Genomic DNA, 17,347 nt, shown 5'->3' on the forward strand with positions numbered 1-17,347 from the left:
GCGCAGCCACCGGTCAGAGCGCGGCTATCTCGTCGTCCCGCAGCCCGATGCTGCGGAGGTACCCGTCCACCGAGCCCCACCGCCGCTCGACGCGCTCGATGACCGTCGTCATGATCTCCGGCACGCAGCGGTGGCCGATCGCCGTCGCTTCGGGGTCCGTGCTGGCGGCGCGCTCGGCGGCGAACCGCTCGACGAGCCCGGCGGCGCTGGCCGCGTAGTCGGCACCGACGGCGTCGAGGTCGGCACCCCAGTGCCGGGCGAGCAGCGCGCTCACGATGCCGGTCCGGTCCTTGCCCGCGGCGCAGCAGACGAGCACGTCGCCGTCCGCGGTGGCGATCGTCCGCAGCGCCGCGGCGATGCCGGAGCGGTGCCGGTCGAGCCAGTCGGTGTACTGGTCCTCGAGGTGGACGGCCTCGGCGGCGGACTCGACCGCCGAGGCCGGGTCGAAGAGCGGCACGGAGCGGTAGGCGGGCGTGGCGGCGAGCGGGTGCGGCACCGCGTCCGTCTCGTCCACGCGGCGGAGGTCGACCACGGCCGCGAGGCCCGCCGGGTACGCGGCGGGAGCGACCGGGTCGGTGTTCGCCCGGTACACCGTGCGCCGGCGGCCGTGCTGGAGGCCGGGTCCCCCGACCTCGCGGAGGTTCGTGAGCGTGTTCGACGTCGTCGTCATGGCTCCACTCTGCCGGACGCGGGGTGCCGGGCGCGCCGCCGGGCGCGCGCTCGCCGCGCCGCGTGCCCGCCGGCCGGGCGCCCGCCGCGCCGCACAACCAAAGTCACCCCGAACCACGCGATCGCACGGCTCGGATTGACTTCCATTGTGCGAACCCGGGCCGCACCACCGGCGCGCGTCGCCGCGCCCCGCGCCCCGCACACGACTACGGGCCCCGCGCTGCTGTGTGCGCGGGGCCCGTCGTGACGGTGTGGCAGCGAACTACCGGACGGAGACCGGGGTCTCGTCGCGCTCCTCGTAGAGGACGTAGCCCTCTTCGCCGTGGACCGCGGTGTCGATGCCGGCGACCTCGTCCTCGGTCTTCACACGGAAGCCCATCGTCTTCTCGATGATCCAGCCGATGACGAAGGCGAGGATGAACGAGTAGAGACCGACCACGCCGGCAGCGGCGGCCTGCTTGCCGAGCTGCGTGAACGAGCCCGAGTAGATCAGGCCGGTGTCGTTGGCGAAGAAGCCGAGGTACAGCGTGCCGACGATGCCGCCGACCAGGTGGACGCCGACGACGTCGAGCGAGTCGTCGAAGCCGAGGCGGTACTTCCAGTCGATCGCGAAGCAGCAGATGATGCCCGCGAGGAAGCCGAGCAGGATGCCCCAGCCCGGGGTGAGCGCGGCGCACGCCGGGGTGATGGCGACGAGGCCGGTGACGGCTCCCGACGCGGCACCGATCGAGGTGGCCTTGCCGTCCTTGAGCTTCTCGACGAGCAGCCAACCGAGGATCGCGGCGGCCGGGGCGGCGAGGGTGTTGACCCAGGCGATCGCGGCGATGCCGTCCGCGGCGCCCTCGGAGCCGGCGTTGAAGCCGAACCAGCCGAACCACAGGATCGCGGCTCCGAGGAGTACGAAGGGCGGGTTGTGCGGCTTGTGCGCACCCTTGGCGAAGCCGACGCGCTTGCCGAGGACGATCGCCAGCGCGAGACCCGCGGCACCGGCGTTGATGTGGACCGCGGTGCCACCGGCGAAGTCGATGACGCCCCAGGTCGCCGCCCAGCCGGACGTGAGGTTGAAGACCCACGAGGCGACCGGGAAGTAGACGACCGTGACCCAGACGCCGGCGAAGACCATCCACGCGCCGAACTTGGCACGGTCGGCGATCGCACCGGAGATGAGGGCGACCGTGATGATCGCGAAGGTCGCCTGGAAGCCGACGAACGCCATCGAGGGGTACGCGGCGTTGATCGTCGAGGCCTTGGCCTCCTCGAACGCCTGCCCGAGGCCGATCTGGTTCCAGTCGATGCTGAAGAAGCCGACGACACCGGACACCGCCGTGCCGTCACCGTGGTTCGCGAAGGCGATGGCGTAGCCGTAGACGACCCAGAGGACGCTCACGAGCGCGATCGCCCCGAAGGACATCATCATCATGCTGATGACGGACTTGGCCTTCACCAGACCGCCGTAGAAGAAGGCCAGGCCGGGTGTCATGAACAACACCAGCGCCGCCATGACCAACACGAACGTCGTGTTGCCCTGATCAAGCATCTGTTCACCTCTCGATTGCACCAGCGGCTCTTGGTCCGCGTCGGGTGTCACCGAGTCTGGCGAGGCGAGGTTTCACGAGGGAGCACGAAGTGTTTCGCGGATGTAACGCGACGGCCCGGTGTGTAAACGTCGTGTTTCGTCCGTCGGGCAGTCCCCTGGACGGGGGCCACGAGTTCTCCCGGTCCGTCCGGACGGTGTCCGACAGCCGTCGCGGAACGGGGCCTGGAGGCGCGGCACGGCAGGGAAGCGGCCGCTCGCGACCGGCAGGCGGCTCAGTCCACGGCGCGGGTCAGCGCCACGACGCGGCTCGCCGCACGCAGGTACTTCTTGCGGTACCCGCCGTCGAGCATCGACTCGGGGTACACCCGGTCGAGCGGGGTGCCCGAGGCCACGATCCGGACCTGCGCGTCGTACAGCCGGTCCACCAGCGCGACCCACCGGAGCGCATCGGTCTGGTCGGTGAAGGGCTGCACGTCGGTGAGGCCGACGGCGTCGAGGTCCTCGGCCATCGCGACGTACTTCGACGGGTGCACGGACGCGAGGTGCCTGACCACCGCCCGGAAGTCGTCGAGCGTGACGTGTCCGCCGGGGAGTGCCGCGGCGACGTCGGCCACCACGCCCGCCGACTCGTCGACCGCACGCCGGCGGAAGTCGAGCCCGTCGATGCGCATGGTGTCGAACCGGTCGGACATCGCCTGGATCTCGCGCAGGAAGTCCTGGGCCGCGAAGCGCCCCTCGCCGAGCGCGCCCGGCGGCGTGTTCGAGGTGGCGGCGAACCGGGTGCCCGTCTCGGTGAGCTCCTTGATGAGGCGCGTCATCACCATCGTGTCACCGGGGTCGTCGAGCTCGAACTCGTCGATGCACACCAGCGCCGTCCCGCGCAGCAGGTCGACGGTGCCCTGGAACCCGAGGGCCCCGACGAGCGCCGTGTACTCGATGAAGGTGCCGAACGTCTTCCGGCCGGTGGCGGCGTGGTAGGCGGCGGCGAGCAGGTGGGTCTTGCCGACGCCGAACCCGCCGTCGAGGTAGACGCCGGACTTCACGGTCGACTCCGCCACGGGCTTCCGGCGACCGAACAGCCCCCGGCGAGGCTGGTCGGCGGGACCGGCGGCGACGAAGGCCTCCACCGCGTCGCGGACCGCCGCCTGCGACGGGTACTCCGCGTCGGGTCGGTAGGAGGCGAACGACGCGTCGGCGAACTGGGGCGGCGGGACCAGCGACGCAGCCATCTGCTGCGGGGTCACCTGCGGGTCGCGGTCGACGAGGTGTTCAGGCGCGGTGTTCGCTGACAATCGGGGCAGTCCTTCGGGAAGCATGTCGTGGGGTGTCACGTTGCGTCAGGAGCACGGCACGCCCGCGTACCGTTGCCCACAGGCACCGACGACCGATCCTAGTCCGGTGCCGGATGACCACCTGGAGGTAGCCCACCATGACCGCACCGGTCGACACGTCCGAGAAGTTCACCGCCTACGCCCACCCGGAGCGGCTCGTCTCCACCGAGTGGCTGCAGGAACACCTGGACGCCGGCACCCCGGACCTGGTCGTCGTCGAGTCCGACGAGGACGTCCTGCTCTACGAGACCGGCCACGTCCCCGGTGCCGTGAAGATCGACTGGCACACCGACCTCAACGACCCGGTGCTCCGCGACTACATCGACGGCGAGGCCTTCGCCGAACTGCTCGGCAGCAAGGGCATCGGCCGCGAGACCACCGTCGTGATCTACGGCGACAAGAACAACTGGTGGGCCGCCTACGCCCTCTGGGTCTTCTCGCTGTTCGGCCACGAGGACGTCCGTCTCCTCGACGGCGGCCGGGCGAAGTGGATCGCCGAGGACCGCGCGCTCACCACCGACCAGACCGTGGTCACGCCGGTCGAGTACCCCGTCGTCGACCGGATCGACACCGAGATCCGCGCGTACAAGGACGACGTGCTCGCCCACCTCGGCAAGCCGCTGATCGACGTCCGCAGCGCCCCGGAGTACGCCGGCGACCGCACCACCGCGCCGGACTACCCGGAGGAGGGCGCCCTCCGCGCCGGCCACGTCCCCACCGCCGTGAACATCCCGTGGGCCACCGCCGCAGCACCGGACGGCACCTTCAAGACGCGCGAGGAGCTCGACGCGATCTACCGCGACGGCGCCGGCATCGGCGACGCGGACGAGGTCATCGCCTACTGCCGCATCGGCGAGCGGTCGAGCCACACCTGGTTCGTCCTGCAGCACCTGCTCGGGTACGAGAACGTCCGCAACTACGACGGCTCGTGGACCGAGTGGGGCAGCGCGGTCCGCGTCCCGATCGCCGTCGGCACCGAACCGGGTACGATCACCGACCGATGACCGACGCACTCCCCCAGTCCCTCGCCGAGATCCGCGACGACTTCCTCGAACTCTCCCAGCAGGACCGCCTGCAGCTGCTCCTCGAGTTCTCGAACGAGCTCCCGGCGCTTCCCGAGCGCCTGCAGGGGCACGAGGACGAGCTCGAACGCGTCGAGGAGTGCCAGTCCCCCGTCTTCATCACGGTCACCGTGGGTGCGGACGGCGACGCGCCCGGCATCGTCCGGATGCACGCCACGGCGCCGCGCGAGGCACCGACCACGCGGGGCTTCGCGTCGATCCTCGCGCAGGGGCTGTCCGGCCTGACCGCCGAGCAGGTGCTCGCCGTACCGGCGGACTATCCGCTGACGATCGGGCTGAGCGAGGCGGTCAGCCCGCTGCGGATCCGCGGCATGGTCGGGATGCTGGGCCGGGTGCAGCGGCAGGTGCAGGCGCAGGCCGCGGTCGCGTAGACGTCACCACACGCTGACGGGGGGGGGGGGGGGGGGGGGGGCGCCCCCCCCCCCCCCCCGGGGGGGGGGGGGGGGGGGCCCCCGCCCCCCCCCCCCCTCCCGTCCGTCTGTGGATGCGTCTACCGCGCGTTGGCCGCGCCGTCTCGCTGGACCACCTCGGTCAGCCACGCGAGGATGCGGGCGTCGAACCAGTCGGCGTCGTGGTTCCAGAGCTTGGTGTGCCGGGCGGTCGTCTGCACCTCGAGCCGCACGATGTCGGGCCGGGCCTCGGCGAGGGCGTGCGACGCAGAGGACGGGACGAACCCGTCGTCGTCGCTGTGCATGAGCAGGATCGGCACGTGCAGCTCGTCGGCCCGCGCGACCATGTCGAGCTGCCGCAGGTCGACCGGCTGCCGCAGGCCCGTGAGCCGGTGCAGGACCGGGGTGCGGAGGAGGCGCTGCGCGACCTTCCGGACCGGCCGCGGCAGGCGGAGCAGCTGGCTCTGCGACTTGAGCACCGCGTGCCAGTCGACCACGGGCGACTCGAGCACGACACCGTCCACGAGGTCCGCGAACGCCGAGCGGAGCAGGGTCTGCAGCACGACCGCGCCGCCCATCGACCAGCCCATCAGGACGACGCTCGACGCGCCCTGCCCGGCGAGCCAGCGGAGGACCGCGTCGATGTCCTCCCACTCGGTGCTGCCGAGGCCGTAGCGGCCGTCGACGCTCCGCGGGGCGACGCCGTCGTTGCGCCAGCTCGCCAGCACCACGGAGTACCCCGCCGCCCGGAAGACCGGCACCGCGCGGATCGTCTCGGCGCGGGTCACCCCACGACCGTGCACGAGGACGGCCCACGGCGCGTCCGGGTCGTCGGCGCGGACCACCCAGGCGGGTGCGGGGCCGTTCGGGGTGGGGACGTCGATGTCCTCGACCGGGACGTCGAGCTCCCCGGGGGTCAGGTAGAACCAGCCGCCCCACCGACCCCGGCGGGCCGCGGTGGGGTCGCCGGCGTCGATCGCGATGATGCGGCGGGTGACGGTCGTGTCGGTGGTGCCGAGGACCTCGCCGACGCGCATGTGCCCGGTCCCGCCGCCGAACCAGAGGCTGTATCGGCCCTGCAGTTCGGTGTCCGCGGTGCGCTCGAGCGTCACCGTCCGCCGCACGGGGTCGACGGCGTGGATCGGGACGCGTTCGGTGCGCTTGCGGTCGGGGGTGACCACCGCTCGGGCCACCGCCGCGACGAACCCGCCGATCACCGCGGTGGTGACGGCGGCCGCTGCGATGCCCGCTCCCAGTGCGACGAACCCGGCCGATCGTGCGGTCTCCTGGACGACGTCCTCGGCGGGTCGCGCGGATCGGGACATGGTCCGGAGCCTAGTCTGCATTCGTGTCCGAAACCCGAGAGCCCGACGCCTTCGCGCGGCTCCGTGCGTTCGTGGCGTCCGGCGGCGCGCGCGCCGAGACGACCGTCACCGAGATCCCCTCGCCGTCGCGCATCGCCCCGTTCTCGATCGCCCTGGCGGCGGACGTCTCGGGTGCGGCGCACGGCATCGACTCCGACCTCGGGACGGGCCGGTTCATCGCCCTGCACGACCCGGACGAACCCGAGGGCTGGGGCGGGTCGTTCCGCATCGTGACCTTCGCCCAGGCACCGCTCGAACCCGAGATCGGTGTCGACGAGTTCGTCGCCGACGTCACGTGGAGCTGGCTCGTCGACGCCCTCGCCGCGCACGGTGCGACCTACGACCACGCCTCGGGCACGGCGACCAAGATCATCTCCCGCGGCTACGGCGACCTCGCGGCGCAGGGCGACGGGGCGCAGCTCGAACTGCGCGCCTCGTGGACCCCGCGCGGGGACGACCTCACCGCACACGTCGAGGCGTGGGAGGAGATCGTGGCGATGCTCGCCGGTCTCCCGCCCGCGTCGGACGGCGTGACCCTGTTGGCCCCGAGGAGGCTCGCACGTGACTGACCCCGCATCTCCGGCCGGGGCGTCGCCCGCTGTCCCGTCGGCGTCGCCGGCTGTTCCGCCGTCGGCTGCTCCGTCCGCGGCGTCGCCGGCGTTCGAGGCGTCGCACGACGCGGTCCACGTGATCGCCTCGCGCGAGGAGTACCTCGACGCCGTCGCCGCCATCGCGGCGGGCCACGGCCCGGTCGCCGTCGACGCCGAGCGCGCGAGCGGCTACCGGTACTCGCAGCGGGCGTACCTCATCCAGGTGTTCCGCCGCGGTGCCGGCGCGTTCCTCTTCGACCCGATCCCGATCGGCGACTTCTCCGAGCTCCAGGACGCGATCGTCGACGAGGAGTGGCTCTTCCACGCCGCGTCGCAGGACCTCCCCTGCCTGCAGGAGGTCGGCCTCGTCCCGACCCGCATCTTCGACACCGAGCTCGGCGCCCGCATCGCCGGGTTCCCCCGGGTCGGCCTCGGTGCCGTCGTGGAGCAGCTGCTCGGGATCACGCTCGCGAAGGCCCACTCCGCCGCGGACTGGTCGACCCGGCCGCTCCCGCAGTCGTGGTTGGTGTACGCGGCACTCGACGTCGAGCTGCTCCCCGACCTCCGTGACGCGCTCGCGGCGAAGCTCGACGAGGCGGGCAAGTCCCGCATCGCCGAAGAGGAGTTCGCCGCCGTCCTGACACGGGCGCCGAAGCCGCCGAAGGCCGAGCCGTGGCGCCGCCTGTCCGGCATGCACGCCCTCCGTGGCTCCAGGGCACTCGCGATCGCCCGGTCGCTCTGGACGGCACGCGACGCCTACGCCCGCGAAGCCGACATCGCGCCGGGTCGCACCATCCCGGACTCGGCGATCGTCGCGGCCGCGGCGGCGAACCCGGCCTCGAAGGGTGAGCTGAGCGGGGTGAAGGCCTTCACGGGTCGTGCCAGCCGGTCCGAGCTCGACCGCTGGTGGGCCGCCGTCGACGAGGGCCGCACGACCGAGGACCTGCCACGGCTCCGCGGCACCGGCGAGGCCACGCTGCCGCCGCCCCGGGCCTGGGCCGACCGCAACCCGGCAGCCGACCGCCGGTACAAGGCTGCGCGGGCCGCCGTGGTTCAGCGTGCCGAGGAGCTCGACCTGCCCGTCGAGAACCTGCTCACGCCGGACACCCTCCGCACGGTGTCGTGGGAGCCGCCGACGCCGATCGCCACCGAGACCGTCGGTGCCGTGCTCGCCGCGCACGACGCCCGCCCCTGGCAGGTCGAGGAGACGGCGTCGATCATCGCGCACGCCTTTGTCGCTGCTGCACAGGAGCCTGCTGCCGAGAGCAACACCGAGTCGTAGGAACGCCCCAACGGGCATGCGTCCGCACAGGCTCGGGGCATAGCGTCGCTGATGCACGCCGGGTCGGACCCGGCCGGGCGGGGCGGGACGCGCCCAGCCTGATCAACGAGGATCTGGAGGCCCAGATTGCCAAAGGCAGCAGACGTCGTCTTCGTCGACGGAGTTCGGACACCGTTCGGACGAGCCGGGGAGAAGGGGGTGTTCTGGAAGACCCGCGCGGATGACCTCGCGGTGCACGCGATGCGCGGACTCCTCGACCGGAACGCCTCGTTGGACGGGGCCGCGGTGGACGACGTCGCCGTGGCGGCCACCACGCAGCAGGGCGACCAGGGGCTCACCCTCGGCCGGACGGTCGGCATGCTCGCCGGCCTCCCGAAGACCGTCCCCGGGTACGCGATCGACCGCATGTGCGCCGGTGCCATGACGAGCGTGACCACCCTCGCCGGCGCCATCGCGTTCGGCGCGGCCGACGTCGCCATCGCCGGCGGTGTCGAGCACATGGGGCGCCACCCGATGGGCTTCAACTCCGACCCGAACCCGCGCTTCATCGCCGAGCGCATGGTCAACGGCGACGCGCTCGTGATGGGCAAGACCGCCGAGCGCCTGCACGACCGCTTCCCCGCGATCACCAAGGACCGCACGGACGCCTACGCCGTCCAGTCCCAGCAGCGCTACGCCGCCGCGTGGGCCGCGGGCAAGCTCCAGCCGGACCTGGTGCCGGTCGAGGTCAACACCGGCGAGGGATGGGACATCGTCTCCAGTGACGAGCCGCCCCGCCCCGGCACCACGCTCGAGGCCCTGGCAGCGCTGAAGACGCCGTTCCGCTCGCACGGACGCATCACCGCCGGCAACGCGGCAGGCCTGAACGACGGCGCCACCATGAGCCTGCTCGCCTCGGCCGACGCCGCGAAGCAGCACGGGCTGCCGACGAAGATGCGCATGGTCTCGTTCGCCTTCGCGGGCGTCGACCCCGAGGTGATGGGCATCGGACCGGTGCCCGCGACCGACAAGGCGCTGGCCAAGGCCGGGCTGTCGATCGACGACATCGGGCTGTTCGAGATCAACGAGGCGTTCGCCGTCCAGGTGCTCGCCTTCCTCGACAACTACGGGATCGCCCAGGACTCGACGAACGTGAACGCCTGGGGCGGCGCGATCGCCGTCGGGCACCCGCTCGCCTCGAGCGGCGTCCGCCTGATGACCCAGCTCGCGGCCCAGTTCGCCGAACGCCCGGACGTCCGGTACGGCATCACGACGATGTGCATCGGGCTCGGCCAGGGCGGCACCGTCATCTGGGAGAACCCGAACTTCAGCAAGTCCGCGGCACGGAAGGCGGCGTGACCATGACCATCGTCGACAACGACCAGCTCCTCGCCCTCAGCGAGGACGAGGTGGTCACCCACTCGTACCTCAAGCACGTCGCGCTGCCGTCCGGTGGCACGCTCGCGCTCATCACGCTCGACAACGGCAAGGACTACAAGCGACCGTCGACCCTCGGGCCGCGCACGCTGCACGAGCTCTCCGGGGTCCTCGACACCCTGCGGACCGAAGCGTCCGCCGGGACGATCCAGGCCGTGGCGATCACCGGCAAGGAGTACTGCTTCGCCGCCGGTGCCGACCTCTCGCAGGCCGCCTCGGTGCCGTCGCGGGACGTCGCCCACGACCTGGCCGCCCTCGGACACGCGACGCTCCGGAAGCTCTCCGACCTCGGCGTCCCCTCCTTCGCGCTCATCAACGGGATCGCGCTCGGCGGTGGCCTCGAGATCGGGCTGCACTGCACGTACCGGGCGTTCTCGTCGGCCGCGCAGGGCATCGGGCTCCCCGAGGTCTTCCTCGGCATCATCCCCGGGTGGGGCGGCGCGACGCTGCTCCCCCGCCTGATCGGCCCCGAGAAGGCGCTCCGCGTCATCGTCGAGAACCCGCTCAAGAACAACCGCCTGATGGACGGGCCGGCCGCGGTCGAGCTCGGCATCGGCGACGCGCTCATCCCCTCGGTCACCTTCCTGCCGTCCGCGGTGGCGTGGATCGACGGCGTCGTGTCCGGTCGCACCAAGGTCGTGCGGAAGAACGAGCCCGGCATGATCGAGAAGGCCGCGTGGGGCACCGTCGTCAAGGTCGCCCGCAGCCAGGTCGCGTCGAAGATCGGCACGGTCCCGAAGTCGCCGTTCCGGGCGCTCGACCTCGTCGCCGCGGCGAAGTCCGGCTCGCTCGACGAGCGGTTCGCCGACGAGGACGACGCCCTGGCCGACCTCATCTCGGGCGACCAGTTCGCCGCGTCGATGTACGCGTTCGACCTCGTGCAGAAGCGCGCGAAGAAGCCGGTGGGCGCCCCCGCGGACGTCTCGCCGCGCCCCGTCACGAAGGTCGGCGTCCTGGGCGCCGGCCTGATGGCGTCCCAGTTCGCGCTGCTCTTCGCCCGACGCCTCGGCGTCCCGGTCGTCATCACCGACGTCGACCAGTCCCGCGTCGACGCCGGCGTGGAGCGGATCCGCGGCGAGGTGGACAAGCTCCTCGACAAGGGCCGGGTCTCCCCCGACGACGCGAACCGCATCAAGGCGCTCGTGTCCGGGTCGGTGTCCTACGACGCGTTCGCGGACGCCGACTGGGTCATCGAGGCCGTCTTCGAGGAGATGAGCGTCAAGCAGGAGGTCTTCCGGAAGATCGAGCAGGTCATCGCTCCGGACGCGATCCTCGCCACGAACACCTCGTCGCTGTCGGTGTCCGAGATGGGCTCCGTGCTGTCCGACCCGTCGCGACTCGTCGGGTTCCACTTCTTCAACCCCGTCGCCGTGATGCCGCTGCTCGAGGTCGTGCGCACCGCCTCGACCTCCGACGAGACCCTCGCCACGGCCCTCGCCGTCGCGAAGACCCTCAAGAAGACCGCGATCATCACGGCCGACCAGCCGGGCTTCGTCGTGAACCGGGTGCTCGCCCGTGTCCTCGGCGAGGCGATGCGCGGCGTCGAGGAGGGCACGTCGTTCGACGTCGTCGCCCAGGGCGCTGCGCCGCTCGGCCTGCCGATGTCCCCGTTCGAGCTGCTCGAGCTCGTCGGCCTGCCGGTCGGTGCGCACGTGCTCGACTCGCACCACGCCGCCTGGCCGGAGCGCTTCTACCCGGGTGACGGCCTGAAGAAGATCGCCGAGTTCGGGCACATCCTGACCCGCGACAAGAAGGGCACGGCGACCGGGTACGACCCCGCTGCCGTGAAGCTCGTCGCACCGTCGAAGAAGGACGCGAAGCCGGTCGACGCTGCCGAGATGCAGCGCCGCTTCGAGGACGCCCTCGCCGACGAGCTGCACCGCATGCTCGAGGACGAGGTCGTCCAGCACGTCGAGGAGATCGACCTCGGGCTCATCCTCGGCGCGGGCTACCCGTTCCAGGCCGGTGGCATCAGCCCGTACCTCGACCGCTCCGGTGCGTCCGAGCGGGTCTTCGGCGGGGCGTTCCACGAGCCGCTGATCGTCGGGCCGGCCTCGCGCTAGCTGCGGCCGCTCGGCTCCGCACAACCGAAGTCACCCCGAACCACGGCGATCCGTGGTTCGGGGTGACTTTCGTTGTGCGGCGTACGGTCGAACCATGGCACAGGAGTGGTGGGCACCGAGGACGACCGGGCACCCCAGCGTCGTCGTGCCCGTGCCGCTCGACGAGGTCCCGGAGCTGCTCGACCGCGCCGTGCACGCCGTCCCGGGTGCCGCGGCGATGGAGATCCGTCCGGACGGAGCCGTCATCGGCCGCCGGGCCTCGTTCGCCCTCCGCGCCGAGAACATCGTCATGACGTTCTCGCGCGAGGGGCCGACGTCCTCGCGCGTGGAGATCATCCGCGAGGGCCGCGACGGCCTGTCGTACGGCCAGGTCCTCTGGGTGACGCCGATGGCCTGCGCGATCCTGCGCGAGCTCGTGTCCGCGGCCGCCGGGCCGCCCGCGCCGCACTAGCCCCGCCCGCGCCGCGCCCGCGCCGCGCCCGCACAACGAAAGTCACGCCGAACCACGGCGATCCGCGGTTCGGCGTGACTTGCGTTGTGCGCCGGCCGACCGAACCGCGCGCCGCCGGACCGGGCCGCGCCGCCGGGCCGCGCCACGACCGGCGCGCCCCGCCCGCGCCGCTCAGCGGTCGGCGGACTCCCGGGAGCGCGACGCCGCCCGCGCCGGCTTCGCCTGCGGCAGCTTCGTCCCGACGACCTGGTCGATGACGTCTCGAGCGATCGCCTGCGCGGTGAGGCCCACGTCCTCGAGGATCTGGGACCGCGACGCGTGGTCGATGAACGCGTCCGGCAGCCCGAGCTCGTTCACCCCGGTGTCGACACCCGCAGCGCGCAGGTCCTGCCGCAGCCGCGTCCCGACGCCACCGACCCGCACCCCGTCCTCGAGCGTGATCACGAGCCGGTGGTCACGCGACAGGTCGATGAGCGACGCGGGGATCGGCACCACCCACCGCGGGTCGACGACCGTCACGCCGATGCCCTGGGACTCGAGCAGCGCCGCCGCGTCGAGCGCCACCGGCACCATCGAGCCCACGGCGACGAACAGGACGTCCGGCTCTTGGTCGGACGACGGCGACCGCAGCACGTCCACCCCGTCCGGGAGTCGACGCTCCGCGACGATGTCCGGCCCGACCTGTCCCTTCGACCAGCGCAGCACGGTGGGTGCGTCGTCGACGGCGACGGCCTCGCGGAACTCCTCGCGCAGGGTCGCGGCGTCACGGGGTGCGGCGATCCGGATCCCGGGCACGACCTGCAGCAAGGCGAGGTCCCACATGCCGTGGTGCGACGGCCCGTCCGGTCCGGTGATGCCCGCGCGGTCGAGCACGAAGGTGACGCCGGCCCTGTGCAGCGCGACGTCCATGAGCACCTGGTCGAACGCCCGGTTCAGGAACGTCGCGTAGAGCGCCACGACGGGGTGCAGGCCGCCGAACGCGAGTCCGGCCGCGGTCGTCACGGCGTGCTGCTCGGCGATCCCGACGTCGATCACGCGCGAGGGGTGCTGTTCCTGGAAGAGGTGCAGCCCGGTCGGGCGGAGCATCGCCGCGGTGATCGCCACGATCTTCTCGTCCGACGCACCGACCTCGGCCAGCGTCGAGGCGAACACCGAGGTCCACGACGGCCCCGACGACACGTCGAGCGACTCCCCGGTCTCCGGGTCGATGTGCCCGACCGCGTGGAACTGGTCGGCCTGGTCGCGCAGCGCGGGCTCGAACCCGTGCCCCTTCTCGGTGATGGCGTGCACGATCGTCGGCGCGCCGTACGCCTTCGCCTGGCGGAGTGCGGCCTCCATCGCCCGCTGGTCGTGCCCGTTCACCGGCCCGATGTACTTGATGTCGAGGTTCGAGTAGAGCGCCTCGTTGTTCGTGAACCGCGAGAGGAACCCGTGCAGCCCGCCGCGCATCCCGCGGTAGAGCGCCCGCCCGGGAGCGCCGAACCGCGCCGCCGCGGCCTGGGACTTCTCGAACAGCGCCCGGTACTCGCGGCGCGTGCGCACCGAGCTGAGGAACCGCGCCATGCCACCGATGGTCGGCGCGTAGGAGCGCCCGTTGTCGTTGACGACGATGACGAGTCGACGGTCGTTGCCGTCGGAGATGTTGTTGAGGGCCTCCCACGTCATCCCGCCGGTGAGCGCACCGTCGCCGACGACCGCGACCACGGTCCGGTCGGCCTGGCCGGTCTGCACGAACGCGCGCGAGATGCCGTCCGCCCAGGACAGCGACGAGGACGCGTGCGAGGACTCCACGATGTCGTGCTCCGACTCGCTCCGCTGCGGGTACCCGGCGAGGCCGCCCCGCTCGCGCAGCCGCGAGAAGTCCTGCCGCCCGGTGACGAGCTTGTGCACGTACGACTGGTGCCCGGTGTCGAAGACGAACGGGTCGTGCGGCGAGTCGAACACCCGGTGCATGGCCAGCGTGAGCTCGACGACGCCGAGGTTCGGGCCGAGGTGGCCGCCGGTCTTCGCGACCTCGGCGACGAGGAAGCGTCGGATCTCGGCGGCGAGGTCCGTCATCTGCGCGTCGGAGAGACGCTTCAGGTCGCGCGGCGACGTGATGCTCGAGAGCAGACTCACGGGCGCTCCTTTCGTGGGGCTGTCGGCCCACTCTATGCGCGTGACCCGACAACGGACGGGAGGCGCGGTGCCAGCTGGCACCGCGCCTCCTGTCCGTCGGACGGGTGCGTCAGACGAGCGACCGCAGCACGTACTGCAGGATGCCGCCGTTGCGGTAGTAGTCCGCCTCACCCGGGGTGTCGATGCGGACGACCGCGTCGAACTCGATCGTCTCCTTGCCGGCGGGCGAGTGCTCGCTCGGCGCAGCCGTGACGTGCACCGTCTTGGGCGTACGGCCCTCGTTCAGCTCGGTCAGGCCGGAGATCGAGACGACCTCGGTGCCGTCGAGCCCGAGGGACTCGACCGACTCGCCGGCGGGGAACTGCAGCGGCACGACGCCCATGCCGATGAGGTTCGAGCGGTGGATGCGCTCGAAGCTCTCGGTGATGACCGCGCGGACGCCGAGCAGGTTCGTGCCCTTCGCCGCCCAGTCGCGGGACGAACCGGAGCCGTACTCCTTGCCGCCGAAGATGACGAGCGGGATGCCCTGCTCCTGGTAGTGCTGCGAGGCGTCGTAGATGAACGACTGCGCACCGTCCGGCGTGGTGAAGTCGCGGGTGTAGCCGCCCTCCACGCCGTCGAGGAGCTGGTTGCGGAGGCGGATGTTCGCGAACGTGCCGCGGATCATGACCTCGTGGTTGCCGCGACGCGAGCCGTAGGAGTTGAAGTCCTTGCGGTCGACGCCGTGCTCGGCGAGGTACTTGCCCGCCGGGCTGTCGGCCTTGATCGACCCGGCCGGCGAGATGTGGTCGGTCGTGACCGAGTCGCCGAGCTTCGCGAGCACCCGGGCGCCGGAGATGTCCGACACCGCGTCGGGCTGCATGGTCATGCCCTCGAAGTACGGGGGCTTCCGCACGTAGGTCGACTCGGTGTCCCACTCGAACGTGTCGCCCGTCGGGGTCGGCAGGTTCTTCCAGCGGTCGTCGCCCTCGAACACGGAGCCGTACTCGTGGGTGAACATCTCGGTGTCGATCGACGCGTCGATGACCTGCTGGACCTCGACCGCGTCGGGCCAGATGTCCTGCAGGAAGACGTCCTTGCCGTCCTGGTCCTGCCCGAGGGCGTCCTTGTCGAAGTCGAAGTGCATCGACCCGGCGAGGGCGTACGCGATGACCAGCGGCGGGGAGGCCAGGTAGTTCATCTTCACGTCGGGGTTGATGCGCCCCTCGAAGTTGCGGTTGCCCGAGAGCACCGCGGTGACGGCGAGGTCGTTGTCCTGCACGGCCTGCGAGATCTCCTCCGGCAGCGGGCCCGAGTTGCCGATGCACGTGGTGCAGCCGTAGCCGACCGTGTAGAAGCCGAGCTGCTCGAGGTAGGTCGTGAGACCGGCCTTCTCGTAGTAGTCCGTGACGACCTTCGACCCCGGCGCGAGCGTGGTCTTGACCCACGGCTTCGCGGTGAGGCCCTTCTTCGCGGCGTTCCGGGCGAGGATGCCGGCGGCCATCATGACCGACGGGTTCGACGTGTTCGTGCACGACGTGATCGCGGCGATCGCGACGGCACCGTGGTCGATCGTGAACGGGTCGGCCCCGTCCATCGCGACCTTCGTCGGCTGGGAGGCCGTCGACGGGGCGCTCGAGACGTACACGTGCTCGTGCAGCGCGGTGTCCTCGTTCGTGGAACCGGCGGCGATCGGGTCGGAGGCGGGGAAGGTCTCTTCCACCGCGTCGTCGAGGTCGGTCTGCTCGCTCGGCGTCGTGTAGTTGCCGAGGTCGACCTCGAACTGGGTCTTCGCCTTCGAGAGCTCGATGCGGTCCTGGGGGCGCTTCGGGCCGGAGATCGAGGGGACGACCGTCGAGAGGTCGAGCTCCATGTACTCGGAGTAGTTCGGCTCGACCGCCGCGTCGTGCCAGAGGCCCTGGGTCTTGGCGTAGGCCTCGACGAGCGCGATCTGGTCCTCGGAGCGGCCGGTGAGGCGGAGGTAGTCGAGCGTCACGTCGTCGACCGGGAACATCGCCGCCGTGGAGCCGAACTCCGGCGACATGTTGCCGATGGTGGCGCGGTTCGCGAGCGGGACCTCGCCGACGCCCTCGCCGTAGAACTCGACGAACTTGCCGACGACGCCGTGCTTGCGGAGCTCCTGCGTGATGGTGAGCACCACGTCCGTCGCGGTCACGCCGGCCGGGATCGACCCGGACAGCTTGAAGCCGACGACCTTCGGGATGAGCATCGACACCGGCTGGCCGAGCATCGCCGCCTCGGCCTCGATGCCGCCGACGCCCCAGCCGAGCACGCCGAGCCCGTTCACCATCGTGGTGTGCGAGTCGGTACCGACGAGGGTGTCCGGGTAGGCGTAGGTCTCGCCGTCGAAGTCACGCGTGTAGGTGACCTTCGCCAGGTACTCGATGTTGACCTGGTGCACGATGCCGGTTCCGGGCGGGACGACCTTGAAGTCCTCGAACGCGGTCTGGCCCCAGCGGAGGAACTGGTAGCGCTCACCGTTCCGCTCGTACTCGAGGTCGGTGTTGCGCTGGAGTGCGTCCTCGCGACCGAAGAGGTCGGCGATGACGGAGTGGTCGATGACCATCTCGGCCGGCGACAGCGGGTTGATCTTGTTCGGGTCGCCGCCGATCTCGGCCATCGCCTCGCGCATGGTGGCGAGGTCGACGATGCACGGGACGCCGGTGAAGTCCTGCATGACCACGCGGGCCGGCGAGAACTGGATCTCGGTGTCCGGCTCGGCGTCGGGCTGCCACGACCCGAGGGCGCGGATCTGGTCCTCGGTGACGTTCTTGCCGTCCTCGGTGCGGAGGAGGTTCTCGAGCAGCACCTTCAGGCTGTACGGGAGCTTCTCGTGCCCGGGCACCGTGTCGATCCGGTGGATCGCGTAGTCGACACCCCCAACCGACAGCGTGTCCTTCGAGCCGAAGCTGTTGACTGCAGCCACTGTGCCGCCTCCCTGGTTGATCGGTGTGCCCCCATCCAAGCGGGGCGCGAGGCGTCCCACCAGCAAGGCAAACCTAAACCCGCCAGCCCGGGAAGGGCCGCGGGGAATTATCTCGATGTCGAGACAACT

The 17,347-nt window shown here is 71.5% G+C and carries 13 protein-coding genes; 7 read left to right on the plus strand and 6 right to left on the minus strand.

Features of this window, described 5'->3' with window-relative positions; all coding sequences use genetic code 11:
* Positions 1-13: 13 nt before the first annotated feature.
* The 3 genes from WFH25_RS17570 to zapE all read right to left on the minus strand — a co-directional run bounded on the left by WFH25_RS17570 (position 14) and on the right by zapE (position 3,522).
* Positions 14-670 carry a tyrosine-protein phosphatase gene (locus WFH25_RS17570; RefSeq protein WP_336698791.1) on the minus strand — a complete coding sequence of 219 codons (657 nt, stop codon included), beginning with the start codon at positions 668-670 and terminating at the stop codon, positions 14-16.
* A gap of 261 nt (positions 671-931) precedes the next feature.
* A complete protein-coding gene (locus WFH25_RS17575) occupies positions 932-2,206 on the minus strand; it encodes an ammonium transporter (protein ID WP_070418818.1) in 1,275 nt (424 codons plus the stop codon).
* Between the two features lie 272 nt (positions 2,207-2,478).
* Positions 2,479-3,522: a cell division protein ZapE gene (gene zapE, locus WFH25_RS17580; protein WP_442892430.1), complete on the minus strand. Its 1,044-nt coding sequence runs from the start codon at positions 3,520-3,522 to the stop codon at positions 2,479-2,481.
* Positions 3,523-3,635: 113 nt separating this feature from the next.
* Between zapE and WFH25_RS17585 the strand changes: the two genes are divergently transcribed.
* Complete coding sequence (locus WFH25_RS17585; protein ID WP_071295260.1) at positions 3,636-4,541, plus strand: sulfurtransferase; 906 nt, start codon at positions 3,636-3,638, stop codon at positions 4,539-4,541.
* Positions 4,538-4,990, plus strand: a complete 453-nt coding sequence (locus WFH25_RS17590; RefSeq protein ID WP_071295259.1) for a SufE family protein — start codon at positions 4,538-4,540, stop codon at positions 4,988-4,990. Before WFH25_RS17585 ends, WFH25_RS17590 begins: the two co-directional genes overlap by 4 nt.
* A 119-nt stretch (positions 4,991-5,109) precedes the next feature.
* Here WFH25_RS17590 and WFH25_RS17595 read toward each other — a convergent pair whose 3' ends face one another.
* Entirely contained in the window at positions 5,110-6,333 is a 1,224-nt protein-coding gene (locus WFH25_RS17595; RefSeq protein WP_071302919.1) for an alpha/beta fold hydrolase, read from the minus strand.
* Positions 6,334-6,356: 23 nt separating this feature from the next.
* Between WFH25_RS17595 and WFH25_RS17600 the strand changes: the two genes are divergently transcribed.
* The 5 genes from WFH25_RS17600 (at position 6,357) to WFH25_RS17620 (ending at position 12,174) form a co-directional block, all read left to right on the plus strand.
* The gene (locus WFH25_RS17600; RefSeq protein ID WP_070418813.1) at positions 6,357-6,941 is read left to right on the plus strand and encodes a DUF3000 domain-containing protein; all 585 of its coding nucleotides are present in this window, start codon (positions 6,357-6,359) and stop codon (positions 6,939-6,941) included.
* Positions 6,934-8,244, plus strand: coding sequence for an HRDC domain-containing protein (locus WFH25_RS17605; protein WP_374115174.1), 1,311 nt, complete (start codon positions 6,934-6,936; stop codon positions 8,242-8,244). The genes WFH25_RS17600 and WFH25_RS17605 overlap by 8 nt, the downstream gene beginning before the upstream one ends.
* A gap of 126 nt (positions 8,245-8,370) precedes the next feature.
* Positions 8,371-9,582, plus strand: coding sequence for a thiolase family protein (locus tag WFH25_RS17610; RefSeq protein WP_070418811.1), 1,212 nt, complete (start codon positions 8,371-8,373; stop codon positions 9,580-9,582).
* 2 nt (positions 9,583-9,584) lie between these two features.
* Entirely contained in the window at positions 9,585-11,723 is a 2,139-nt protein-coding gene (locus WFH25_RS17615) for a 3-hydroxyacyl-CoA dehydrogenase NAD-binding domain-containing protein (protein WP_071302917.1), read from the plus strand.
* A 94-nt stretch (positions 11,724-11,817) separates the two neighbouring features.
* Positions 11,818-12,174, plus strand: coding sequence for a hypothetical protein (locus WFH25_RS17620; RefSeq protein ID WP_336698796.1), 357 nt, complete (start codon positions 11,818-11,820; stop codon positions 12,172-12,174).
* A 171-nt stretch (positions 12,175-12,345) separates the two neighbouring features.
* Here WFH25_RS17620 and dxs read toward each other — a convergent pair whose 3' ends face one another.
* Both dxs and acnA read right to left on the minus strand, forming a co-directional pair.
* Positions 12,346-14,292: a 1-deoxy-D-xylulose-5-phosphate synthase gene (gene dxs / locus WFH25_RS17625; protein WP_229086590.1), complete on the minus strand. Its 1,947-nt coding sequence runs from the start codon at positions 14,290-14,292 to the stop codon at positions 12,346-12,348.
* 109 nt (positions 14,293-14,401) lie between these two features.
* On the minus strand, positions 14,402-17,218 hold the full coding sequence (acnA, locus tag WFH25_RS17630) for an aconitate hydratase AcnA (RefSeq protein WP_071302914.1): 2,817 nt from the start codon (positions 17,216-17,218) through the stop codon (positions 14,402-14,404).
* Between the last annotated feature and the right edge of the window lie 129 nt (positions 17,219-17,347).

This window comes from Curtobacterium sp. USHLN213 (assembly GCF_037144815.1).
In the GTDB taxonomy this organism is placed as follows: Bacteria; Actinomycetota; Actinomycetes; order Actinomycetales; family Microbacteriaceae; genus Curtobacterium.